Genomic DNA, 24,240 nt, shown 5'->3' with positions numbered 1-24,240 from the left:
AAGTCCGCACTACAAACCGTTTTTGCGGACTTAAGTCCGCACTACAAACCGTTTTTGCGGACTTAAGTCCGCACTACAAACCGTTTTTGCGGACTTAAGCCCGCACTGCGAACATGATATATATGAGGGAAGAACTTGAACGCATTGAAAGGTAAAGGTAGTCGGAAATTGTCTGGTTAAAAATATCAGGTATGGGCTATGTTTAAGAAATAATTTATCAAGATATGCTCCACCTCTCGGTAATGTTTCCATAGCTATTTGTCACTAAATCCGCGATCGCCCCAACCAATAGATTTGGATTGACAGGCTTGGAAATATGCCTCCCAAAGCCTGCGTCCAGAGCTTGTTGCTGGTTTATTTCTCCAGCATAGGCCGTCACAGCGATCGCCGGGACAAGTCCCCCGCGCTCAGGTGGCAGACAACGCACATATTTGAGCAAACTGTAGCCATCGACTTCTGGCATTCCAATATCGCTCACCAAAACATCGGGCCCAAACGACTCTAGCGCTACCAAAAATTCAGTCGCAGATGCAACTGTCATCACCTCTGCTCCCGCCTGAGCAATTAAGACTGAGATTAGTTCCAGGCTGTCAGGCTCGTCGTCAATTGCCAACACTCGGATGCCTGTAAGATCGACTTCTTCCTCTAGCAAATTGTCCGATCGATTTTTCTCTTTTTTGACGTTCAGCATCGGCAGGCTGACGGTAAAAGTCGCTCCATTTCCGAACCCAAAACTGTCAGCTTTGATTGTTCCGCCGTGGGCTTCTACCAGTTGATAAACGATCGCCAGTCCCAATCCCAGCCCTCCGTGTTTGCGGGTAACAGAAGCATCTTCTTGACGGAAAGACTCAAAGATGTGCGGCAAGAATTCTGGATTGATGCCTTTGCCCGTATCTGTTACCACAATCAGCGCTTGGTTGTCTGCTTCTTCTAGCCGAACGTCTATTCGTCCACCCTTGGGAGTGAACTTGACAGCGTTGGAAAGCAAATTCCAGACTATTTGTTGGAGGCGAACGGCATCCCCAGACACTTGCCCGATATTGGATAGCACCGGATGAATCTCAATTGACTTGGCCGTGGCGGCAGTCTGCACTGTTTCGATGGCAGATTCAATCGTAGATAACAAATTGACAGCAGTCACATTCAGGGTAAGTTTGCCCCGCAGCACGCGAGCCATATCCAGCAAGTCGTCAATTAATTGAGTCTGTGCTAGGGCATTCCGTTCGATCGTCGCTAACGCTGCTACACTTTTGCTTTTATCCAGTTTTCCAGTTTGCAGCAACTTCGTCCAGCCTAAGATCGGGTTGAGGGGCGATCGCAACTCGTGAGAAAGCACCGCCAGAAACTCGTCTTTGATGCGGTTAACTCTTTCCGATTCCGCCAGGGCAGCTTGTTTTAATTGCAGAATGCGATCGCGCTCGATTTCAGCTTGTTTGCGATCGGTAATATCCCGCGAAGTCGATAAGAGTTGTATGACTTTGCCTGCACCATCCCGCATCGGTGCTACCACCACATCCCACCATTTTGGCGTGCCTTTGGCGGTGGCACAAAAGCCCTGGAATCTACCGATTTCTCCTGCCTGCGCCGCCGCGAGCGCAGCTTCTGCCTCTTGCCGAGCTTCGTCTTCCCAAAAACAGAGCCATTGGGCGTTCAAGTAGGGGGTGAGATCGTCGATCTCCAACAGGCACATTCCTCCTGAATTCATGTATAAAAGCCGTGCATCCAGATCCAGCACTTTGATGCAGTCGCTGCTGCTATCTAACACCCGTTTTCTAAACTCTTCACTGTGACGCAGCGCTTCCTCGGTGTGCTTGCGATCGGTGATATCCAAATCCACGCCCGACATCCGAATCCCTTGCCCGATCGCATTATAAAACACTTTCCCCAGGCTCAGCGCCCACCTGATTCTGCCGTTGGGATAGATCACCCGAAATTCAATGTTATAGTTGGCTCCCGTAGCCAGAGCAGCATCGATCGCTCCTAGCACGCGATCGCGGTCTTCTGGATGCAGCCTTTCGACAAACTGGTAGTAGGAGCCATCAAACTCTCCAGGCGCCAACCCAAACAGCTCTTCCATGTTAGAAGACCAGGTAATCTGGTTTTCCTGAATATTCCAGTCCCAGGTTCCCATGCGCGCGGCTGCCAGTCCCAACCGCAGTCTTTCTTCGCTGCCCCGCAACGCTTCCTCAGTGCGTTTGCGTTCGGCGATTTCGCGTTGTGCTTGCTCGTAAAGCTCCCCCTGTCTGATCGCAATGCTCACCTGAGTTGACAGTTGCTGGAGCAAGTCAATCTCCAACGGTTGCCACTCGCGGGGGGAGGCGCAGTGATGAGCAATCAGCACTCCCCAAAACTGATCTTCGTGCAAAATGGGAACCACTAGATTCGCCTTAACTTGGTACTGAGTCAGGAGTCCCACGTGGCAGGGGGAAATGCTGCCGTCGTGAATATCTGCTTTTGTACTCACCATTCCCAGACGGTAGCGATCGACATAGCTCTCAACAAAACAAGGATCGTAGATCTGAGCCGACAAAATTGATATCCATCGATCCCCAACAGATTCTGCCATCACAGTTCCTTTGCCGTCTGCTTCTAACCGAAACACGATCGCGCGATCGGTATGCAGGAACTGCCGCACCTCTTCGACAGTGATGTGCAGAATTTCATCTAGGTTGAGCGTTCCATGCACTTTCTGTGCTATCCGCGCTATCGCCTGCTCTCGATCGATCCGCTGTTGCAGTTGCTGGCGCAACTCCACGGCTTCGAGCGTCCTGTGCACCGCCAACTGCAAACTCTCTAGGGTGATTTGTCCTTTCACTATATAGTCTTGGGCGCCGGCTTTGATTGCCTGGACTGCGATCGTCTCATTCCCCTGCCCCGTCACCACAATCACGGGTAAATTTGGTTGCGGTGCTTGGGCTTGCAGGGCGGCCAGAAATTCTAGTCCATCCAAATCTGGGAGTCGGTAGTCGAGCAACACCACATCCGGCTGGTGCTGCTGCCACAGCACCAGCCCTTGCTGTCCAGACTTTGCAGCCACGATCGTATAGTGATAGTCGCGATCGCGCAGCAAATATCGCCGATACATTTCAGTGTCTTCGGGGTTATCCTCCACAATCAAAACAGTGCGCTCAATTTGACTCATAACTGGTCTTCCTCGGGAGACTGAAAAGGCAGCATCGTGATTTCAAACCAGTAGCTCAGCAACGTTTGAATACTTCGCTTCAACAGCTTAAAATCCATAGGTTTGATGATATAACTATTCACCCCTTGTTCGTAGCAGGCTTCGATATCTTTGGGATTGTTGGAGGTGGTGAAAACAACCACCGGAATCTTTTTCAACTTGTCATCCTGTTTAATTTTATATAGTACCTCTCGCCCATCCGTTCCCGGTAAGTTGAGGTCTAGCAGAATCAGTCCCGGGCGCGGAGCAGTTTTAGCATCGGTATAGGGTTCGCTGCGGTAGAGAAACGCCAAGGCCCGATCGCCATTAATGCAGCGATAGACGGGGAGATCCGAGGAATATTGATTTAGGTAGCGTTGGAGGGCTTCAAAGTCTTCGTTGCTGTCTTCCACGATCGGCAACGGAGGGAGTTGCACAGCAGATATCACTGAATATCTGGTCATACTTTCACCGCCCCGATAAGGTGAAGTAAAACGTGCTGCCCTCACCGAGGGTGGATTCTACCCAAATTTTTCCCCCGTGTCGATCGACAATTTTTTGGACGATCGTCAAACCTGCCCCTGTACCGCCACCATATTCGTCTTGTGCGTGGAGCCGCTTGAATATCTGAAAAACCCGCTCCCAATGCTTTTGGGGGATGCCAATGCCGTTATCTCGCACATAAAAGGTATATAAACCTGGGTCTTTACTGCTCGCCGCTTCTGATTCGATCGCACCAATTTCCACCCATTTCTCGGTTTTATCATTATATTTAATCGCGTTACTAATTAGGTTGAGGAATAACTCGCTGACTTGAGTGCGATCGCAGGCAACTGTCGGCAAAGTTTGAGTGCGAAACTCGATCGCCTGTTGCGGCCCGCCGATCTTTAAAATGTCGATCGACTGTCGCACTACATCGTTGAGATTTGTCGGTTGGCGCGAAAGTTCGGTGCGTCCGAGCCGGGAATAGTGTAGCAGCGAATTAATCAGATCCTCCATCCGCTGCGTAAGGCGCACCAGCGTTTGCAATTTAGCGATACCGTCAGAATGCAACACATCCCCGTAATCTTCAATCAAGAAATTGGAATAGTTATGAATGCCGCGCAGCGGTTCTTTGAGATCGTGGGAGGCGACATAGGCGAAGGCATCTAGTTCAGTGTTACTGCGTTGCAATTCTAGATTGATCTTGGCCATTTCATCTGCCTGACTGAGGATAATCCCGACGATCAGGCTGCGGAGTTCGGTGACGGTTTCAATCTCGCAGGACTTCCAGGGTAACGAGGTGCCCTGCACCGTTTCTTGCCAGAGTTCAAAGGATTTGCGAGGAGACAACCGCATCTCGCCATCGGTGGTGACTTCGACAGGTTTGTTGGGGTTGCCGCCCCAGTTGACTGTTTGAATCACTTCTGGACGAAACCAGAAAATGTAATTTTGGTTGACTTGGGAAATTTCTAATGCTAACAGTCCGCTCGCAACGGCCTTAAATGACTCTGCGGTTGGATAAATTTCAGACAGCGATCGGGTTTGAAACAGGTTGTGTTGAATTTGGGTTTTAATCCATTTCCGCAGGGCAGGAATTTCAGCTTCTGGCGGCGTTTCACCAATACAAATAACTTGTTCTCCCGCGCAAACCGCCACTCCCGTCGCACCCACGAGTTCGAGCAGGTTCGAGTTGAGTTGAACTAATCCATCCCAGAAGCTTTTTGACTGAGATAGCGATTCTACAAACTTGCTTTGCAGCGACTTCAATGTCATTTTGTAGTCTAAGTCTTCACGATCTTCCTTGCTTGCCAGTTCGATCGACATTACCTGTCCCACAAACTCGCACATGGTTCGCACGCTATAGGGCACATAGTTCGGCGTCGAATGATGGCAGGCAATCAGCCCCCATAGTTTTTGGTCTTGGATGAGCGAAATAGACATGGAGGCTGATACACCCATATTGTTGAGGTATTCCAAGTGTACGGGAGATACGCTCCGCAGCACCGATAAACTCAAATCCGTCGGGCGCGACTCTAGCGGATTGTGCGCTGGCACCAGTGCGACAGGCTCATAGGAGGAGTCGGGAATTAACCGCAGCCAGTTGAGGATATAAAGCTGTCTCGCTTGCTGGGGAATGTCGCTGGGCGGATAGTGCAAGCCCAGATAAGGCGTCAGCGTCTCTACCCGATCTTCTGCAATCACCCGTCCGGCTCCTGCGGCATCCAATTGATATACCATAACGCGATCGAATCCCGTGATTTTTCGCACTTCTTTAACCACAACCCCGCACATCTCCAGCAAGGTTGGAGCCTTTTGAATTTTAGTAATCGTTCCTTTGACTCCCTGAGCCAACTCCAAAAAATTCGTTTTTTTTCTCGTTTTTTTTTGTTCTAATTCCAAAATAATTAGACTGTTACAGCGATGAACAATGCCATCAAAATGAAGCAATTTTGTTTTAGATCTCACAGAAATATCTAAGGGATTCACATACTCAAACTCTTCGCTTAAACATTGCCGAATTGCATTAATCTGCTTAGGAGCGAGTAAGTTTAATAGCGGTTTGCCCAACAGCTCTTGGGGCTGTTGACCTAGCAGCGCCAACGTGTTATTGCTGACCTGGACAATCTTCAAGTCAGGTTCCTGCAAAACCAACAGCACCCCGTGGGGCTGAATCAGCCCGGGAATTTGAATTGGTTCGCGATCGCAGTTGGTTAAATCGACAGTTTGGGTGAAATCAACAACTTCATCTATCATGAATCGTGCGGAGAACTCCGGCTAAAAATGATTTCTACTCCTCTTCATTAAAGCACTTTTCTAAGAGCGGGCAAGGAGCTGGTAGATTCACCTCAAAAGCCGGACAACTCTCCATAGAAGTCTTGCATATCATTACTGGCATTGCTTCCTAACCCACAAAAGCGGTTGCGATACTCGGTATCGCCCCGCCCCGGGCGATCGGCTAAACTAAGTAATCGAGCGGGTGCGTCGAAGAAAGAAAATCATGCAGCATTTCATCTACTTGTCAAATAGCGACGCACCTTACACATTAGACCTCTTGCAAAAATAGCTGGGACGATGCTCAAAGCCATCCCACAAAAATCTTTTTTCTTGTGGGATGGCTTTGAGCATCGTCCCAAAATTTGATTAAAAGGACTGAGGCAAGAGGTCTATTGGGTGGACGAAACAACCCTCCGCAAGACTTAGCCCAACAATTCTATTGTTGGGTTTGTTTAGTTGACTCTTGAATATCGGAGGTGCGTCGCTACTCGAAAAGTCAATTTTATGCTGCATGATTTTTGAGAGCGACACACCCTACGACTACTTTTGCCAAAGTTTTGAAAATTGCTATTACTCAAGCAGCCAACTAAATAAACCTGCAACTGTCAGATTGAATTCTCTGGCAAATTCTGGCACTGGTAACAAACAAATACACATTGCTCAGATGGGTCAATCAGCCAGCCCATTTGCGTTCCGTGCGCCAAGCAATGTAGAATATTTTTAGTTACCTTTGTTTGGCTTTGGTCGGGCGAAAGAATTTCGATCGCCCAATCTGGAGCAATTGAGAAAACATTAGCCACGGCACCATTTTCCTGGCGAGGAATCCTGTTCCACAAGAATACCGAAACATCGGGTATAATCGATCGCCCGCCAAAAGTGCAGCGGAGTTCACAGAAAGCTCGGGCAATCTTCTGGGATCTTAGCACCGAGTTAATTGCAGGTGGGAATTCTGTCTGAATTGCACTGTGTTCTCCTTGTGGCATTGGTTTTTGGATGATGCGTCCATTAATGTATTCGCTGGGGGGTTCCGTTTCCGGCCGCTTCAGAAACTCTTCTAGGGTCAGGATTTTGGTGGAAGTCTGTAGCATTTTCAGGTTTCCTAAACAGAGGCGAGTTGAGATTTCTATGCTTGTTATTTTACTTTCAGGCGATCGCACTATCACACTTGCGATCGCCCGCGCGATCAAAATGGCGTCGCCACCTGTAAGCTGAGCTTTGAACCCAACTGCGGATGCTCAAAGGAGAGTTCCCGCGCGTGCAAGTGCAGTCGGTTCGCAGAGGCGCGACATCCGTAAAGTCGATCGCCCAAAATCGGCACTCCCAACCCTCGAACATCCGCTGCGTGAACCCTCAATTGATGCGTGCGCCCCGTCAGCGGCCAAAACTCCACGCGACTATGATTTCCCTCCTTCGCCATTACCTGAAACCGAGTAACGCTGGGCTTTCCGCACTCCAAATTAACTTGCTGAACCAGGGAATTTTTCGGGTCTTCTTTTACCGGGAGTTCGATCGTCCCCGCCTCTATGTTGACAGTCCCCGAAAGCACTGCTTCATAAACTTTTTCGACCCGCCGTTTCTCAAATTGCAGCCTTAGTTGACTGCTGGTTTCTTTGTCCCGCGCCAGCAACAAAATCCCAGATGTTGCTAAATCTAAGCGATGAACCGCTGTCAGTTCTAACCCGTCCGGTAACAAGTTTTGCAAGCGACTCAAAACGCTATCTTGATTTTCCAGATAACGACCGGGAACTGACAGCAACCCTGAGGGTTTATTGACTGCAATTAACCATTTGTCTTCATAAACAATTGGCAGCATTTGATGGGGATTGGTAACGGGCAAGATGCCCGTTCCACCACGATTTTTTTGATAAGTTGTGGGGCGAGCTTCGATGTCACCATTAAAAGACTGATTTACACTTTTTTTCAATGGGGTTTTTGACAGACTTTTGCTATTAGCTGAATCTGAAAAAGCCGGGTAAGCTTTCGGCTCGGGAACAATTGGATTTTGCGGCAATCCTGACAGCAAAAAACCCATCAACGGCTGACACCGATCGCTACAAGCACCATAAAACTCTCCCCGAACTTTGTCACCCGATGGCGGCCCCCACCAAAACTCAGCCATCGCCAGCGGTTTCAGATTGTGTACTGCCGCGCAGTGCAGCAATTTTGGCGCGCAGCAGTCGCCGGTGCCAGTGGGAATAGAATTAGCTGGCATCAATTGCTGGATCGATCGCGATTTCCCCAAAAAATTCACCAAGGTATAAGCCGCGTGCATTTGCGTCTGAAGTTCGCGAGAAAGTTCTTTTCGCCGTTGTTTCAGCTCTCGCATCCGCCCATCCGCCGCTGCAATTAATACTTTTAGTGGCTGCAATGTTTCATCCCGCTGCCGTTTTAATTGCTTGCGTTCAATCCCTTCCAAACGGCTAGCTTGATTCAATTGTTCTAGGCTAACTTCTAGTATTTCTGGTGCGAGAGATTGACACAGCAACTGGCGCTTTTCGTCTCGCTGCTGTTTGCAATTGCGGTGGCGATCGCTCAAAATTTGCAATTGCAATTCAAACTCGCCAGATAAAGTTTCATACTCTTGTCGCTGCGGGAGTTGATGGAGTGCAATAAGTTCCTGTTTCATCGCCTCCAATTGAGTTAACGTGCGGGCTTCGTCCAAAGCAACTCGATCGCGCCCCGGAATCGGTGGCACCCAGCCGTCAACAACGCTGCAACCGTTCAGCAGCCCCGAAAATGCTTTGAGAATCCGCTGTTCCCCCCAAGGCATCTCCACGAGCAATATGCCGTACATCTTGCCCTCGCGATCGTAAGAATCGTCAGCCGCCAGATACTGCATCAAGCCCCGGGCGAGATCCTCGGACATTCGAGTACGCGGCAATCTCAGCAACTCGCCGCTTTGAGGACAAAGCCCTTCGTACCAATAATTGCCGGAAAGGTCGATCGACCCCCCATCGGAGTCCATAAAACAGTCCGTGAAATCTAAAAGTGAGTGCAGCAATCGCATATTAAACTTGGTTTAAAATCTGGATCGAGACATATTTGTTTGTGTCCCGATCCTCGGCTGGGAAATACCACTATAGCAATCCTAAATCACTTGTGAATTTCTTACTCCCTCCCCTTAGTAAGGGGAGGGTTGGGGTGGGGTAAAAATATTTGTGAATCATTTAGGATTGCTATATGCTAGCTGTCCCCTACTTCCAAATAGACTGCTAGACGATAATAATTGTCTGACCAGCAGTCAAACTGGTGAAGTCATACGTTGTGCCACCAGCTATGAGTTTTTCAAACTCGGAAGTTATCAAAAGTTTGTCACCTTTGGTGAAAGTCCTCGACGTGTCCGATATCCCAACGGTATAACTTCCTGGCGTTAATTCTAGTGTGTCATTACCGCTTCCGCCATAAAAATCACCACTCCCAAAACCCTTGATATAGTCTGTACCCTCTCCTAAAAACACACTTCCACTGCTATTCAAGCCTGACTCAAAGCCTTGATTAGCAATAATGGAGTCGTTACCATCACCAGTATTAATGTTACCGCCGTTGTTATAAATGCCCTATCCGGTACAAGTGCAACCATCAACAAAGATATAGTCATCACCACTGCCAGTATTAATGATACCCTCGTTGTAAAGGATGCCAGTGCTAGTGATTGTGTCGTTACCATCACCAGTTCCAATAAAGTTGAAGTTCTCAATCGCACGGTTGGGAGAGTCTACATCGGCACTGATAGAGTCGTTACCATCTCCTAAAAACACTGCATTCCTGTTAATAAGCGTTCTTTTCCCATTACCTGCATTAAGGCGATCGTCTCCTGGTGTCCCTGTTAGTCCATCTGTCCCATTACTGCCGTCCAGGTCAACGCCGACTTCAACAAAAACTGAAGCCGTAGCTGTAGCAGTTCCATCGCTAATCGTATAAGTGAAACTGTCACTGCCGCTAAAGGTCGTTAAAGAAGTGTAAACTAATCGATCGTCAGTAAAGTTATCAGGCGTACCGCGATTATCAAGAACAATGCTACCTCCCTTCGTAGAAACGCTGTCAAATGCCTTGATGGTTATGACATCTCGATTAGGGTCACTGTCGTTAGCTAAAACATTTATGCTAACAGGGATGTTTTGGTTCGTTGTGACCTTATCATTTACCGCTGTGGGAGGAGTATTCACAGACCCGGGCGGTAAATTGATGATGTTGAGCAAGATGTTCACCAAGTCCTGATCCGTCGAGGCCTTAAGGAAGTCGCCTCCGGTGGTGTTTGCTATGCCCTCAAGGGCAGACGTATCAGTGCCATTAGGGCCAGTGAATATGGTAAATATTTGCACTTGTGCAGTCGTCGGGTCAGGAGTGATGGGGTCGTTGGATGGCACAAATGGGAAAGGGGGATTAGCGTTGGGATCACTTGGGTTAAGTAGTTGTTGTGTACCGCTCGAACCGTCACCTCCCAATGTCAGGTTAAAGGTATCGACTGAGCCGCCCGATCCCGCCACTGAGGAACGCGCTCCTATCGTGGCTCCAATACTACTAGCAAGGGCGTTCACTTGGTCGGCTAGGGCGCCGTCTTTCGCTGCTGCGTCTGTAAATAGAGCGATCCGAAGCACACCTGCGCCAAACCTCCATTGCCCCATAGACCCGTCTAGTGCAACACGAAGCCCATCAAAGGCTGTCTCCGGCAGGTCGCCGCCACCGCCTACAGTGATGCTATTTATTGCTGCAAGTGCGGCGGCTTTTCTGGCGGCAAAGTCATCTTGATCTGTAAATGGGAGAATAACCTGCGAGGGTTCCCCATTCGTAGTGTCCTTATACCCGACTATCCCAATGCGACCATCCTTTTCGCCGCCAGCGAATACTGCATCAATAAGTGAGGATGCCTGCGCTTTCACTCTTCCTATCGATGAACCCATGCTGCCTGTAGTGTCGATCGCAAGAGCGAAATCGGTTTGGAAGGTAAGACCACCCTGTTTTAGTTCGTATGTCTTGCCACCGTCAAACTGCACGAATTCGACGTTTTTCAGCGTATCTGAACCAGCGTCCTTTGCACCGCGCGCATTGTGAACTGACCAAGAACCGTCTGAATTTTTCTTGATGTCGTAGTCAAGTTGCGTCCCAAAATAAACTCCAGTGTCTGTACCAGCGCCTCCGTTCAACACATCATCCTTGCCACCGCCGAACAAAAAGTCATTGCCGTCACTAGACTGAAGAATGTTGGGGGATGACCCTCCGATCAGCAGGTCGTTCGACGTACCGAGTGCGGCCGAACTCATGTTTATGTCACCACTTCTGGCAGCATCTATCGCTGCACCATTCGTATACTGATAATTGAGTTTATTGAGGGTTCCTTTCAGGTCGTATACAATGTAAGAAACCTGTTCGGGGTGACCAAGCTCCTTGTAAATCTGATTTACGAACTTAACATTATCTCCTTTGTAATCTAAGTTCGTCACATAGTTCTTGAAATGTGACTCCTGCAAAGTGTCAACGGAGGTGCCAGAAATCTGCCTCCGGCCCGTTTCGTCGATAACCTGAATTGAAGTTTGCACTTTTGGGCAGCTCTGCTGAGAGTACGTGCTTTCGATCGCGAGTACGTTGATTAGTAACGATGCAATAAATATTATGGCGATAGTTTTGTACGATCGAATTCTTAAATTGAGTGGCATAATGAAACTGCCTCTTCGGCGGCACTAAAACCCGTGAACGTCGTCTTTTGAGAAAAAGTCCAAGCCATAATTTTTTTCCTTAACGAAGAAGGTCGTTAATCCGGTATCGATCGAGGGTGAATATGTCTTTGAGATCGAGAACGCTTTCGTAGCGGATCTCAGTCGTTTCTGACGCGAAAAATTGGTCAACGAGAGCCTTGGTAAGATCGGTATATCCTGACGGTGTTACGCTGCACAACCCTGAACAAACAGGGCATACGCGATAGCAATACTCTCACTATTGATAGAGAGAGTAAAGGAGCCGTCCCTCAAAGCTCGAATCATAATGTTTCGAGCGCCACCCCAATCTCGGTCATGTTCGTGACCGCAGTTGGGGCATTTAAATGTTTTTGAACCACCAAGTTTTGAATGCTTGTGTCCGCATTTGGTGCAAGTTTTGCTAGTGTAGGATTCGTTAACATCAATAACCACAACACCTCGTTTTTTAGCTGATTGCTTGAGGTGGCATTCAAAACGATAATGCCCCCAAGTAAGCATCTGTCTAGCAGTCTTGGTGCGTAACTTGCGCTTTGACTTAACAACCATTTGTGATGTTTCAAATGTAGGCAGCAAGATGACTTTATATTGACTTGTTAGGTAATTAACTACCTGCTTGTGACACTCGTCAACCAAGTCGCGAATCCTGATTCTCAGCCTGCTTGCCGCTTCTAGCATTCGGCGCTTCTGCTTTCTACTAGCTTTTGACCCACGTCCCATTAGTTTGTCAAGGTGAGAACACAATCTTTGAATGCGTCCAATGTCTGCCTTGCCAAACTCTTGAAATGAGTCGCCGTCGTAGCCAGTTAAAAAGGTTCTAACACCAGGGTCAAGTGCAATTACCTTGTCTAGTTCCTTCGTTTTTGCCTCCTCTATTATTGGGATACAAGCGAACCATCGCTTTTTGTCTCTAACAAGTTGGGTTGCAAACTCGGTCTTTTGAATTGGTTCTGTAGCCCTGAAGTTAAGTCCTTTAACCAAGGATGGGAACCAAGTCTCGCCGTTGAAATTAACCTTGTGGAATTTGATTGACTGTGATGGTTGGCGACAGCTTCTAAAACTTGCTTCTCCTTTTACAGACTTGGCTTGTTTCCAGGCATCCCAAGCGTCAAAAATAGCATTTTCTTTTGGATGAGACGGTGCAGATTTAACCCAATCAGGTAAGTTCAGCCCTAATACATAGTCCCTCAAAGAATAAGCACTGGTTATTTTTTCGCCTGCTTTCAAGGTGGCAATAGCCTTGTTGTAGCAGTAACGCGATGCTGATAGCCAAGACTTCCATTTTTGGTGCAGCGCTAACTCAGGATAAACCCGAATCTTAAGTGTTTTGTTGGGCGACTTCTTCTCCTTCTTGTGCCTTGGATTCGACTTGTAACTCCTGCTTGATTTGGTTTTCAAGCCTTCTAATGGAGTAAAGTCGGCTTGAAAAGCTGTGGAGGATTGCGACGATATCTTGAACGAGTTCGGCGTGTGGAGAGAGACTGATTTGGTTGAGAACCACGATTTTGCAGTCAAATTGCTCACAAAGCCATTCGATAATGTCGAATCCGAATCTTGCAAGTCGGTCTTTGTGGGCAACCACAATAATTGCGATATCACCTCGCAGAACTCGTCCCAAAAGGGTGATGAGTCCTTTCCGCCTAAGATTGAGTCCTCCTCCCACTTCCTTAACAATTTCAGCGCCTGGGTAGAGCGTTGATAATCGTTCAATTTGTCGATCGAGGTCTGTCTTTTGTGGCCTGGTAGAGACGCGAGCATAGATAACAGTGGCGCGTCCTCCCTCTGGTTCTGATTCTTTTTTGATGAACTTTTCGATGTCGTACCGTCTTTGACCTGACGGTGTTTTGATTGTGTTGATTTTATCTTCTGCTTCCCATCGTCTGAGGGTTCGGAGGCAAACTCCCAAAGTGTTAGCTGCTTCATTTGGTTTCACGTACTTTGCCATATTAGTATTATGGCTCACCATGTACGCATTGTTCAGTCTTGTCTAATAAATTAATGATTAGAGGCATACCGATCGCTGCCTTCCCAACAGCGGAGCTAAGAGCACGGGCCACGATCGCGGAGAAAGGACCGCGTGTAGTTTGCAACGCATTGCTAAACAGCCAAAAGATGTCTGGTGGCAAGCGTTTTGAAATACTGGTTGGGCTGGCAGATACGGCTTCTGGAGACGGTACAAGCAGCACAGAGTCGATGTAATCTTTTACAAATTGCTCGAAGATCGGCTCATCAATCGGAAGCAGAGGATTGGTGGGCGAGGCGCGTATGCCCGACATCAGTGCTTGATCGAACAGAAACTGTCGTTCGCTCCAGAGGAACACGGCACGCACAACGATCGTGGGCGAATGGCTGAACGTGAGTTTTACCCAAGGACTATCCAAATGCCTGGCATCATTAGATTCTGTACGCTCTAAATTGAACGGTGCTAAGGGCGCAGTCTTGACGAGCCGACGGTAAACGAAAAAAAGCTTGACTTCTGGAGAACTTTTCAAATCTCCGTGGCACTGCGATATTTCGTCAATCTTGGCAGAGATATGTTTGGAAATGGTCGTTACATAGTTCTTGAAATGTGACTCCTGCAAAGTGTCAACGGAGGAGGTGCCAGAAATCTGCCTGCCGCCCGTTTCGTCGATAATCTGAATTGAAGTTTGCACATTTTGGCAGTTCTGCTGAGAGTACGTGCTTTTGATAGCAAGTACGTTGATTAGTAAGGAGGCCATAAATACTATGGCGATCTTGTGAGATCGAATTCTTAAATTGAGTGGCATCATGAAACTCTTCCCTCAACTTTCTTGTCCAAATCAACGTCTAACACGCCTTAATTTTGATATTGGCCAAACCAACTCCTTTTAGCTCTTTGAAAAAAATAAGTTTTGCAATGAATTGAATGAATTTCTCGATTCTTTTGCTTTTATTGCATAATATTTAACAACTCTAATCATTGCGATCCCGAGCAACTCGATGTTAAGAGCGATTATGACCTCTTATCAGACAAGATGTAGGGTTGTTGTAATAAAAGTTAACACACTCCATTCTTAAGGATAGACTCTATTAACTCAGATCTCGTAGCGCAGAGGTTAGAAGAATTCTGGGAAAATTAACACCGTTTTATAGAACCAATTTGACATCTATTGCCGTTGCCACAAGCTTTATTCCAGATGAATTTCAGCTTTTTGGGATCGTCGCTGCATGATTTCTCATCTTGTGGCTATTGAGTTATCGGAGACGGCTTGTTTGTCCGCTTTATTGTTGAATAAAAGATATCAAATAGGTTTTATAGAAAGAAGCACTTTTGGAGATGATGGGAAGGTAAACCCTGCCCAAAAACCGATACAAGTTTCCGACACTCGTAGTGGAGAGATCAAAATTTTAGACTCTGGTTTAAGCTCCCTGATTCATCTGTGGAGTTAATCGAAAATCGACTGACCGTATTTTACAGCGGTATACGCAAAGTGGGAGCGGTGCATAATTTTATACATCACAGTTAAGTAAACATAATTAGTTGCAGCAGACCTGATATGCTAAGTTTGTCTCAAAACAGCAGCGATTTAACAAAAGCATAAGTTAATATATAAGACCGCCAGCTTGTTATCCCACTAACTTTTTACGTGCAAGGCGTATGCCAGATTTTTCGACTTCTACCACGGAAAACTCCTCAAACCCCCAACCAGCTCTGCTGCCCCCGATTTTAAGAATTTTTGCAGCATTTCCAGATTACGATCGGGGCAACAGACACTACGCATCGGGAAGGTACGAAGCGGCAATCATTTGCTACTCAAAAGCGGTGCAAATTAAGCCGGATTGGGCCCGCGCGTGGCTGAATCTGGGCAAAGCTTACAAGCAACTGCACTCTTGGGCTGAAACGGTGGCCTGTTGCGATCGGGCGATCGCCATTAATCCCGAAGAATATTGGGCTTGGATGCTGCGCGGGACAGCACTGTTAAGTTTGCAAAATCACCCAGAGGCGATCGCGGCTTTCGACAAAGCAATTGAAATCAATCCAGAAAAGCACGAAGCTTGGTATCAACAGGGCAGAGTTTTAGAAGAATTGCAGGAGTGGGACAAAGCAGCAACCTGTTACAAAAAAGCAACTCAACTTCATCCAAATTTGCCCGCGATGTGGTACAGGCAAGGCAGCGTGTTGCTGCAAGCCGATCGCTGCGCTGAGGCTGTGGCAGCCTACGAGCGCGCCCTCAAACTCGTCCCAACTAATTGGGAAGCTTGGCTGAACCGAGGTTTGGCTCTGATGAAGGCAGAAAGGTACGCTGAAGCTGTAACTTCTTACGATCGCGCCATTCAACTGCAACCACAAAACACTCTGGCTTGGTTCAATCGGGGCATTGCTTCGGCAAAATTGCACAAATATGGAGAAGCAGTCACAGCTTACGATCGCGTCTTGCAACTGCAACCCAACGATTCCGAAGCTTGGCTGTACAAAGGAATGGCCCTGAGACACCAGTGGCGCGATGGGGCAATTGCTTGTTTCGATCGGGCAATTCAAATGAATCCCGCTTATCCCGAAGCATGGATCGGGCGCGGTCAAACACTGTCAGAATCAAGAGATTATGAAGGCGCGATCCATGCCTTTGACCGAGCGATTCAAATTAATCCAAATTTCCCCGAAGCTTGGCTGGGCAGAGGTATGGCCCTAGCAGAATTGGAACGTTACAAAGATGCGATAATCGCTTACAGCAATGCCCTCCAAATTGAAGGAAATTTTCTAGAAGCTTGGAATTTGCGAGGCGAAGCCCTAGAAAAATTAGATCAATACGAAGAAGCGATCGCCTGTTTTGATAAAGTAATCTCTCTCAGTTCAGAAACAGACATTACATCAAAAGTAGGATTGCAGCAAGGGGCAGCCCTGGAAAAATTGCAGCGTTACGAAGAAGCCGTCGCAGCTTACAACCGCGTCATTCAAAACGTGCCAGACAATTTTGAAGCTTGGTTGAAACGCGGCAACGCCCTGTCAAATTTGGAACAGTACGAACAAAGTCTAGCATCATACGATCGAGCAATTACTATCTGGCCCGACAGCTATCAAGGCTGGGTGCAGCGAGGCCTGGTGCTGGGGAAAATGCAGCGCTATGCCGAATCACTTGTCGCTTTCGATCGAGTGATTCAACTCAAGCCCCACAACTGGGAAGCTTGGGCGCAGCGCGGCGACGTTTTGCAAAAATTGCAGCGGACTCAAGATGCAATTAGTTCTTACGGAGTGGCGCTAGAAATCAAACCAGATTACTACGAAGCTCTAGTAAGTCGAGAAGAATTGAGACTCAAAGATGCAATTTCAGGAAAATGGTAAGAAGTCATTAGTCATTAGTCATTAGTCATTAGTCATTAGTCATTAGTCATTAGTCATTAGTCATTAGCTTGCCCTGAGCTTGTCGAAGGGTCATTAGTCATTAGTCATTAGTCGGTTGACAGTTCACCGAAGGAAGTAAGGAAGAAGAAATCAGGAAAAACTTACCGAGATATCTCTTCTTCTATCTTTCTCTGGGTTCTCTGCGCCCTCTGCGGCATACAAAAAAATCTAACTAAGCCCTAAAATAATATTTATCAATCCCGATAGAGTGCGATCGCACAAGTAATTAATTATCGGCAAATATTAACAGATCCGACTTATCGCAAAAATGACACAATCAGACAATTCGATCGCAATTGCGAATTCCACTTCCCAACTGTCAAACCAAAATTCGCTACAGCAAGCAGATGAGGCAATTTCCGAATTTGAATGCTCGAACCTGCTCAGCTTTTGGCCAGCTTTAAACAAAAGCCAAATCATCGCCGAAATGCGATCGCGCATCCACGATCCCTTTCAAGTAAATCAAGGCGGACAGCCTTTTTGCGGCCCTGCAGCCGTCACCTTTGCACTCTTGACGCGCCGCCCCCTCCGCTACGTTGAAATCTGCCGCCGTCTTTGGGAAACCGGCAGTTTTCGCACTCAATCCAGGCGATCGATTTCTCCCTCAATGACGCTGCGGCAAAGCAAAGGTAATTTGCGGATGCCTCAAGTAGACTGGATGGTTTTATCGGCGCTGCGGGAATCAGAAAATTTGATATTTCCCATCGAAGCCAACGCCCCAGAAATTGTCCGCAACGTCAGCGGGATGACCAAATCTTGGGAAATCGCCGGTTGGGCGCGAGAAATTTTGGGAGGCCGCGATGTAAAATCTCACTACGCTTATTTCAGTGGCGATATTCCAGCGCTGCGGGCCGCCGATGAGGCGCTCAAAGCTGGGGGATTTGCTTTTGCTTTAATTACTGCTGAGGGAATGCTGCAAAACAAACCGCCGCTGATCCCTTATCCGAGTCACTGGGTGGCGCTGTTGGGAAATGTCGCAATTGATGAGGGAAGCGATCGAAAGGGCGATCGATCTCGCGTTAGCTTTGATGTTTATACTTGGGGTAGAAAAATGCGCGTAGATATTCCTAAGAACTCTTTTGAGAATTATTTTTGGGTCGCCATTACAGGGCGCTAAATGCGATGCGATGGGCGACGGGATATCAGAGATTAGAAATTCAGTCAACCCATGAATCAGAGGCTAAAAAAAATTATCTCTGGTGTTACAGGCAGGATACCTATCCAACCCGAAAAGTGCCCGATCTCAGTTATAAATAATCGAAAGCAATATTCTCAATAAAACCCAATCTACCTGCTAACCGCAACGAAAAAATTCAACCCTCAGCTCGATCGCACAGCAAAAAACCAAGATAATGAGGCCAACAGTGCAATATGTCAGTTATCAAGAATACTTGGAGTGGGAGATGGCCCGACGGCACCCTAAATTGAAAATTAGGACAGGCAATTGCTGATTCTGCTGGCTTCATGTTATAGTAGTTTTTCAAGAATTAAATTCGGTTGCGTAGTTTGTTGGTGTTTATTTACAAGCGTCTCTCCGAATCTAAGTCTCTGCACCCTAATAGATTCTGGAGATTTTATGTCGATTTACGTGGGTAATCTTTCTTATGAGGTCACATCTGACGACCTCAACGAAGTATTTGCCGAGTACGGTACTGTAAGCCGCGTCCAAGTGCCAGTGGACCGGGAAACAGGCAGAATGCGGGGTTTTGCTTTTGTCGAAATGGCCAGCGAAGCAGAAGAAGCAGCAGCCATTGCAGCCCTCGACGGTGCTGAGTGGATGGGCCGCGACTTGAAAGTCAACAAAGCCAAACCTCGCGAAAACAACAACAAACGCCCCTCGGGTGGCGGCGGCGGCTGGGGCGACAACAATCGCTCTTCACGACGCTACTAAGCTTTGAGACTGAAAATTTGAGTTTTGGTAGTTGACAGCAAGTGCGAATGCTGCTTTTTTTTCGGGTTGTTCGACTCGCTAAATACAACTGCCAAACCTTTAACTCAGTTTAGCCCCCTCCCTTCGGGTGAGGGGGCTTTGTTGTTCGGGAAAAATGCCACGAGGTACGCCCGCCGCGCAGCAGACAGCCTAACTTGCAATTCTGTATCGTGATTAACTGCTTTTTTCAAGAAGCTTTCGGGATTTGTGGGCCCAACTCCTGTAAACTGTCAAACTAGAATTAAGCACAAAGAAAAGTTAGAATAACTGCAAAAGTGATATTGCTCAAAAAAACAATCTTTAGTGACAACTAGCCAAGAAAACCAGCCAGACCAGCAAAGATATTGATTTTGCTTGAATAAAGATGCCCAAGGTCTACAGCACGGCGGAACTCATTAAGATCCTCGAAGAAGAGCGCCAAGCCTGCTTGCACGGGCGGCGCCTCAATTTGACTCAAACTCCCGCTACAGGTAACCCCGTGATTGACCGCTTTCTCACATCTGAGGGCGTCCAGAAGTTCACTGCTTATCAAAATTTTAAGGCCGCCGTGCACGAATACCAGCGGGAACATCAAGTTTCTGGGATTGTCTGGCGGGAAATGGCGGTTAAAGGCAATACTCTACGCTATCCGGCAGTGGATGATGAATTAATCGCTCTACCGATCGATCTGATGACGCTGAAGGCTGCTAAGACTGCGATGTTGGACTTCTGGCGGCGGGTAACTGCGGGGATGGATTTATATTTAAGCATTAACAGCGGGAAGGATTTTCGATCGATCGAGCCGATCGACGTAGAAGCTGTAGCCCAGCGTACAGAATGGGCGAGTCTCTCAAAGTGGGAAAAGTTGGATTTTCTCGAAATTTTGTTGCAGTTGGGCTGGGGGAAGCCCGAGGAAGCCTATTACAAGCGGGGATGGCCGACATCCGGCAGCGAGTACATTCACGCCGTAAAACCCGGACAGCGGCCAATTTGTTAACAGTGGACAGTTGATAGTGGACAGTGGACAGTTGTCAGTGGACAGTTGTCAGTTGTAGTTGAGAAGTAGGGGGGCGTAGTAGGCACAGCTTTAGTTTGTTGACTTCATATATGAGCCCTAAAGTAATAATTCAGAAGTTAATGGATACACTCACCATTTCAGAAACCGGGTTTCTTGTGATATTTCTGGTTTCTGTTGCCAAAAATCGTAGAAACCCGGTTTCTTTCCCTCGCACTAACTAATGACAACTCCCCACTGTTAACTACCAACTGTTAACTGTTAACTGCCAACTGTTAACTGGCAACTGCTTTTCTACCAACTGTCAACTGTCAACTGTCAACTGACAAAGCATCAAGCCAAACCACTGATTTGGATCTGTCCAAACTTGCACCGGCTTTAAACCGCGCTGCGAAAGTTCTGCCTTTACAGTATTGAGATTAAACTTGCGCGAAATTTCGCTGCGGATAGTTTCTCCGGCGGCAAATTCAACCGTTAAATCGAGCGCGCGCAAGTTCACTGTTTGCGCTTTCTTACTTTTCAAGTGCATTTCAATTTGACATTGTTCTTGATTGTAAAAAGCCCAATGCTCGAACTGCGCTAAATCAAAATTTCCCTGATACTTCCGATTTAAATGCCGCAGCATATTCAAATTAAAGGCTGCGGTCACTCCTTGACTGTCATCGTAGGCCGGCTCTAAAATATCCTTAGATTTGTCTAGGTCAATTCCTAGCAAAAAATACTCTCCAGGCTGCAATGCACCGACAACTTGCGAGAATAATACATCGCATTCTTGAGGGTTGAGATTGCCGAGGGTGCTGCCTAGAAAGCAAATTATTCGGGTTGGCAAGGGTGACGGGGCAATTTTAGCTAAGGCTAATTCGTAAGTGCTGACAAGTCCGTGAATTTGGAGCGATGGATAATCTGCCAAGAGTTGACAAGCGCTGCTTTCTAGGATAGTAGGGCTGATGTCGATCGGCAAATAGTGCAGCGGATATTCCAATTGGCTGTAAGCATCGAGGAGAATCCTGGTTTTGGTGGAACTGCCGCTGCCGAGTTCGACGATTTCGCAAGGGCCTGTCAAACGGGCGAGATCCCCCGCACATCCTTGTAAAATCTCCGTCTCAGTGCGCGTCAAGTAGTATTCCGGCAACTGACAAATCAACTCGAACAGGTTCGATCCGCGATCGTCGTAGAAATACTTGGGAGGCAGGGTTTTGGGGTTTTGAGTCAACCCGCTAACGACATCCCTGCCAGCATTAATTTCTGCGGGTGTCGGTGCCGCAGCGCTCACCAGCCGCTCTAAGTGCAGCCGGTTTTCTTTGGTTGATGCTGGGTTTGTCTTGTCGGAAAGTCTTGGGGATTTCATAGAGTAAAATTAAGATGCACAAATGGGTATAGCACGCAGTCGCGTTGCCAGATATCGCGCTCAAGCCGGATTTTTCATGCCGATCTCCGTTCTGTATTTTCTCACCGAATGGCGAGCTGCATCCGCAAATTAAAATTCAACAAATATCAACATAAATTATTAAATCATTTACAAACCTTTTTTAAGCTACTATTTTTATGTGGAAAAATTTTTGGTGTTTAACAAACAAATATTGTCTAAAAATTACGAAAAATAAAATTTATGTTTAAAGAAATAAATTTTACAGGTTCGTAGTGAGGACTTTAGTCCTCTAATTTTATGCGGACTAAAGTCCTCACTACGAACCTATGTGATTGTAGTTATAGCGCAGCGAAAACCAGCGATAATTTGTCGCACGCCCGGATAGTACCAATTCCGAAAAGTCGATCGCAGTGCCTGAGGAAAAGTCGCCCAACTCCCGCCTTTCAAAACCCGGTGCTCTCCATCAAAATAAACTTCAGAGTATCCCCGATAAGGATAACTTTCAAATCCTGGATAGGCGTCAAAGGTTGAAGCTGTCCACTCCCAGACATTGCCCAACATATCGCAGCAGCCCGCTGCACTCGCTCCCTTTGGAAAGGCATCAACGGGGGAGGTATTGGCAAGATGATTGCCGTGATTGCACAGGCTGGCATTGGGCTGTGCTTCTCCCCAAGGATAGGTAAGTTTTGTCTGAGTTGTGGGATCCCAACTGGCTGCTTTTTCCCATTCGGCTTCCGATGGTAAGCGCTTCCCGGCGAAGTTGCAGTAGGCTTCGGCTTCGTACCAACTGACGCCGCAAACTGGATGGTTGCTGAAAGCTGGATTTTCTGACCAGTAAAGCGGGCGATCGACTAAATGAACTTTTTGCCATTCCCAGCCCTCCGCAGACCACCAATCGCGGTTTTGATAGCCGCCGGATGTCATAAAATCTCGGTATTGACCGCAAGTGACGGGATAGCGATCGATCGCGTATGCTTCTAAATAACACAGGTGGCGCGATCGCTCGTTATCCAAAGCCTCAGCAGCATCGCTTCCCATATAAAATTCCCCGCCCCCAATTGCGATCTCTGGGGAATCGGTAATGGGTAATGGGTAATGGGTAATTTGTAATTGGGAATTGGTAATTGGTCCTGGGGAATCGGGAATTGGTTCTGGGGAATTGGTAATTGGGAATTGGTAATTGGTAATTGGTAATCGGCAATCAGTAATTAATCTTCTTTCTTCCTCCTTCCTTCTATCCGTTACATCCGCTACATCCCTTACAAAATCCGTTGCCAATCTTCCTTCTTCCTTCCTTTGCATTTGCAACACAAAAGCAACAGTTTCGCAGTGCTGGCTTTCGTGCTGAATAATAAACCGCCAGAGACGTTCCTGTTGTGCGATCGGCGCAAATTCCAAATAATCTAACACCTTTTTTCGCACCGCATCCAGATACAATTCAACTTCTGGTAACGCAGGCAAAAAAACTCGTTGTGTTTTCGGCAAAATATCCGCAGCAAACAGTTGGTGATACTCAGGAAAAACAGGCTTTAACCCAGCACCTCGCTGCAACAGCCACAAATCCTCAGTATAAGCAATGTGACCTAAATGCCAGCCAACCGGACTGAAATCAGGATGAGCTTGGCGGCAAAAAGTATCATAATCGATGCCTGCAAATAGTTGGAAAGTGCCGCGGCGGCACTGTTGCAAATCGTGATAAATTGCCTCTCTACAAGATTGGATAGATTTGGATATCACCGTCTACTCCCGTACTGATAATGCTCTCTTCTGGACACTCGTGCCAATTCCCAGCAAATAAAGGTTCAGAAGCAATGATGACAGAATTTGGGATATTTAGATCGTCTTGCAGCCAATAAAGGGAAGGAGGGATTTTTGGGGAAGCAAAGCGAGAGGCAACGAGCTGGTGTCCGTCGCTGATAATGATATTAGCTGAAAATTCTACTTGGTGAACGCTTGCTAACTCAGCTAAGGTTTTTAGGGAGTTTTGCAAAGCTACTTTTAGAGTCAGATTGCCGGCTGTTAATTCATTGACAAATAAGCCGAAGAGGTGCTCTGAATCTGTAGTACCGTTAATTGATTGATAAACGGTATCGCACAGCCGATCGCGAATTGGTCTGTAAAGACTTTTCCGAAAATTCTGCACAAAGCCGTTGTGCACGAACAACAGGCGATCGCGCACAAACGGCTGACAGTTGCTCAAATCTATAGCTTGTCCTGAAGTTGCACTGCGAACATAGGCGATCGCGCAGCCGGATTCAACGTATCGGCTGATACTCGGCAGATTGATGTCGTTCCAAATTGGCTGTATATTTTTATAGGTAAACGGGTCAGTATCTAGGTGCGGGTGATACCAACCAATACCAAAACCGTCAGCGTTGAGCAAGCCCGAAGTCATTTCCCGGGGCTGGTAACTCTGCACAATTAGCGAATGTTCCGGCTTGTACAGAATAGAATCGAGTAAAATCGGCTCGCCGAGGTAGCCAAGCAAACGGCACATAAAATTTTGTAAACAAACAGATTAGCATTGTAAATCATTTGCCGACAATTTTCCGGCAAGCGTTTTTTGCAGCATGAGCTTGCCCATCTTTAACAGGCTCGATCGCCCTTTTTTTGCAGTCTGCTGCCAGCATCTCCGTACAAACGGTACAGTAAAGATAGAACCCCAGCAGCACAAGGAGACTCTTGAATGTTCCTCGACGAACTCATCCCAGTGGTCAAAGAATTGATCCAACAGCCTATAGCCTTTGCGGGCGGATTTTTTTCTGGCCTGCTTCGACTCAACCTTCACGAAGATCCCGTTAGAAGCTGGATCGATGAGCAAGCCGGTTCAACTTCCTACACTCCTCCCGCAGCCGAAGCCACCAATGCTAAAAGCACGGGGCCTCAGTCGATCTCGATCGACTAAGCAAAAGGACTAACTATTGCAGTCAGTAGAAAGGGTTTGTCGGTGCGGCAAACCCTTTTAGTTCAAAGGCGAT

The 24,240-nt window shown here is 47.3% G+C and carries 17 protein-coding genes and 1 pseudogene; 5 read left to right on the top strand and 13 right to left on the bottom strand.

From position 1 onward, the window contains the following. Positions 1-217: 217 nt before the first annotated feature. From JGK39_RS14240 to JGK39_RS14200, 9 genes and pseudogenes are all read right to left on the bottom strand, one after another. Positions 218-3,142 carry a response regulator gene (locus JGK39_RS14240; RefSeq protein ID WP_293248240.1) on the bottom strand — a complete coding sequence of 975 codons (2,925 nt, stop codon included), beginning with the start codon at positions 3,140-3,142 and terminating at the stop codon, positions 218-220. Beyond that, complete coding sequence (locus tag JGK39_RS14235) at positions 3,139-3,624, bottom strand: response regulator (protein WP_293248237.1); 486 nt, start codon at positions 3,622-3,624, stop codon at positions 3,139-3,141. Before JGK39_RS14235 ends, JGK39_RS14240 begins: the two co-directional genes overlap by 4 nt. A 4-nt stretch (positions 3,625-3,628) precedes the next feature. Further along, a complete protein-coding gene (locus tag JGK39_RS14230) occupies positions 3,629-5,896 on the bottom strand; it encodes an ATP-binding protein (protein ID WP_293248234.1) in 2,268 nt (755 codons plus the stop codon). Between the two features lie 591 nt (positions 5,897-6,487). Continuing rightward, positions 6,488-7,005 (bottom strand): annotated as a pseudogene (locus JGK39_RS14225) (Uma2 family endonuclease). A 95-nt stretch (positions 7,006-7,100) separates the two neighbouring features. Further along, positions 7,101-8,882: an RluA family pseudouridine synthase gene (locus tag JGK39_RS14220; protein ID WP_293248228.1), complete on the bottom strand. Its 1,782-nt coding sequence runs from the start codon at positions 8,880-8,882 to the stop codon at positions 7,101-7,103. Positions 8,883-9,474: 592 nt separating this feature from the next. Beyond that, on the bottom strand, positions 9,475-11,571 hold the full coding sequence (locus tag JGK39_RS14215) for an Ig-like domain-containing protein (protein WP_293248225.1): 2,097 nt from the start codon (positions 11,569-11,571) through the stop codon (positions 9,475-9,477). Between the two features lie 225 nt (positions 11,572-11,796). Next, positions 11,797-13,005, bottom strand: coding sequence for a transposase (locus JGK39_RS14210; RefSeq protein ID WP_293248222.1), 1,209 nt, complete (start codon positions 13,003-13,005; stop codon positions 11,797-11,799). After that, the gene (locus tag JGK39_RS14205) at positions 12,926-13,552 is read right to left on the bottom strand and encodes an IS607 family transposase (protein ID WP_293248219.1); all 627 of its coding nucleotides are present in this window, start codon (positions 13,550-13,552) and stop codon (positions 12,926-12,928) included. The genes JGK39_RS14210 and JGK39_RS14205 overlap by 80 nt, the downstream gene beginning before the upstream one ends. A 7-nt stretch (positions 13,553-13,559) precedes the next feature. Beyond that, on the bottom strand, positions 13,560-14,378 hold the full coding sequence (locus tag JGK39_RS14200; protein WP_293248216.1) for a hypothetical protein: 819 nt from the start codon (positions 14,376-14,378) through the stop codon (positions 13,560-13,562). 848 nt (positions 14,379-15,226) lie between these two features. On the opposite strand from JGK39_RS14200, the gene JGK39_RS14195 reads away from it, so the two are divergent. From JGK39_RS14195 to JGK39_RS14180, 4 genes are all read left to right on the top strand, one after another. Continuing rightward, the gene (locus tag JGK39_RS14195; RefSeq protein ID WP_293248213.1) at positions 15,227-16,909 is read left to right on the top strand and encodes a tetratricopeptide repeat protein; all 1,683 of its coding nucleotides are present in this window, start codon (positions 15,227-15,229) and stop codon (positions 16,907-16,909) included. Between the two features lie 328 nt (positions 16,910-17,237). After that, positions 17,238-18,086: a hypothetical protein gene (locus JGK39_RS14190; protein ID WP_293248210.1), complete on the top strand. Its 849-nt coding sequence runs from the start codon at positions 17,238-17,240 to the stop codon at positions 18,084-18,086. A gap of 459 nt (positions 18,087-18,545) precedes the next feature. Next, positions 18,546-18,860 (top strand): RNA-binding protein, encoded by a 315-nt coding sequence (locus JGK39_RS14185; RefSeq protein ID WP_293248207.1) that lies wholly within the window; start codon positions 18,546-18,548, stop codon positions 18,858-18,860. Positions 18,861-19,263: 403 nt separating this feature from the next. Beyond that, complete coding sequence (locus JGK39_RS14180; RefSeq protein ID WP_293248204.1) at positions 19,264-19,875, top strand: hypothetical protein; 612 nt, start codon at positions 19,264-19,266, stop codon at positions 19,873-19,875. 322 nt (positions 19,876-20,197) lie between these two features. Here the strand turns inward: JGK39_RS14180 and egtD are convergent, their stop codons facing one another. The 4 genes from egtD to JGK39_RS14160 all read right to left on the bottom strand — a co-directional run bounded on the left by egtD (position 20,198) and on the right by JGK39_RS14160 (position 23,934). Further along, positions 20,198-21,241 carry an L-histidine N(alpha)-methyltransferase gene (gene egtD, locus JGK39_RS14175; protein ID WP_293248201.1) on the bottom strand — a complete coding sequence of 348 codons (1,044 nt, stop codon included), beginning with the start codon at positions 21,239-21,241 and terminating at the stop codon, positions 20,198-20,200. A gap of 345 nt (positions 21,242-21,586) precedes the next feature. Beyond that, the gene (locus tag JGK39_RS14170; RefSeq protein ID WP_293248197.1) at positions 21,587-22,999 is read right to left on the bottom strand and encodes an SUMF1/EgtB/PvdO family nonheme iron enzyme; all 1,413 of its coding nucleotides are present in this window, start codon (positions 22,997-22,999) and stop codon (positions 21,587-21,589) included. Then, positions 22,971-23,759 (bottom strand): ergothioneine biosynthesis protein EgtC, encoded by a 789-nt coding sequence (gene egtC, locus JGK39_RS14165; RefSeq protein WP_293248194.1) that lies wholly within the window; start codon positions 23,757-23,759, stop codon positions 22,971-22,973. The genes JGK39_RS14170 and egtC overlap by 29 nt, the downstream gene beginning before the upstream one ends. A gap of 34 nt (positions 23,760-23,793) precedes the next feature. After that, positions 23,794-23,934 carry a hypothetical protein gene (locus JGK39_RS14160; RefSeq protein ID WP_293150157.1) on the bottom strand — a complete coding sequence of 47 codons (141 nt, stop codon included), beginning with the start codon at positions 23,932-23,934 and terminating at the stop codon, positions 23,794-23,796. A gap of 14 nt (positions 23,935-23,948) precedes the next feature. On the opposite strand from JGK39_RS14160, the gene JGK39_RS14155 reads away from it, so the two are divergent. Then, positions 23,949-24,167, top strand: coding sequence for a hypothetical protein (locus JGK39_RS14155; protein WP_293150155.1), 219 nt, complete (start codon positions 23,949-23,951; stop codon positions 24,165-24,167). The last annotated feature ends 73 nt before the right edge of the window (positions 24,168-24,240 follow it).

Origin of the sequence: Microcoleus sp. PH2017_12_PCY_D_A, from assembly GCF_020738565.1 — a bacterium.
Lineage (GTDB): Bacteria > Cyanobacteriota > Cyanobacteriia > Cyanobacteriales > Microcoleaceae > Microcoleus.
This window is presented reverse-complemented; position numbering and strand designations above follow the sequence as displayed.

Coding starts and splice junctions, on each gene's coding strand:
- JGK39_RS14240 (WP_293248240.1), bottom strand. CDS start 3,142: ATGAGTCAAATTGAGCGCACTGTTTTGATTGTGGAGGATAACCCCGAA.
- JGK39_RS14235 (WP_293248237.1), bottom strand. CDS start 3,624: ATGACCAGATATTCAGTGATATCTGCTGTGCAACTCCCTCCGTTGCCG.
- JGK39_RS14230 (WP_293248234.1), bottom strand. CDS start 5,896: ATGATAGATGAAGTTGTTGATTTCACCCAAACTGTCGATTTAACCAAC.
- JGK39_RS14220 (WP_293248228.1), bottom strand. CDS start 8,882: ATGGACTCCGATGGGGGGTCGATCGACCTTTCCGGCAATTATTGGTAC.
- JGK39_RS14215 (WP_293248225.1), bottom strand. CDS start 11,571: ATGCCACTCAATTTAAGAATTCGATCGTACAAAACTATCGCCATAATA.
- JGK39_RS14205 (WP_293248219.1), bottom strand. CDS start 13,552: ATGGCAAAGTACGTGAAACCAAATGAAGCAGCTAACACTTTGGGAGTT.
- JGK39_RS14200 (WP_293248216.1), bottom strand. CDS start 14,378: ATGATGCCACTCAATTTAAGAATTCGATCTCACAAGATCGCCATAGTA.
- JGK39_RS14195 (WP_293248213.1), top strand. CDS start 15,227: ATGCCAGATTTTTCGACTTCTACCACGGAAAACTCCTCAAACCCCCAA.
- JGK39_RS14190 (WP_293248210.1), top strand. CDS start 17,238: ATGACACAATCAGACAATTCGATCGCAATTGCGAATTCCACTTCCCAA.
- JGK39_RS14185 (WP_293248207.1), top strand. CDS start 18,546: ATGTCGATTTACGTGGGTAATCTTTCTTATGAGGTCACATCTGACGAC.
- JGK39_RS14180 (WP_293248204.1), top strand. CDS start 19,264: ATGCCCAAGGTCTACAGCACGGCGGAACTCATTAAGATCCTCGAAGAA.
- egtD (WP_293248201.1), bottom strand. CDS start 21,241: ATGAAATCCCCAAGACTTTCCGACAAGACAAACCCAGCATCAACCAAA.
- egtC (WP_293248194.1), bottom strand. CDS start 23,759: ATGTGCCGTTTGCTTGGCTACCTCGGCGAGCCGATTTTACTCGATTCT.
- JGK39_RS14155 (WP_293150155.1), top strand. CDS start 23,949: ATGTTCCTCGACGAACTCATCCCAGTGGTCAAAGAATTGATCCAACAG.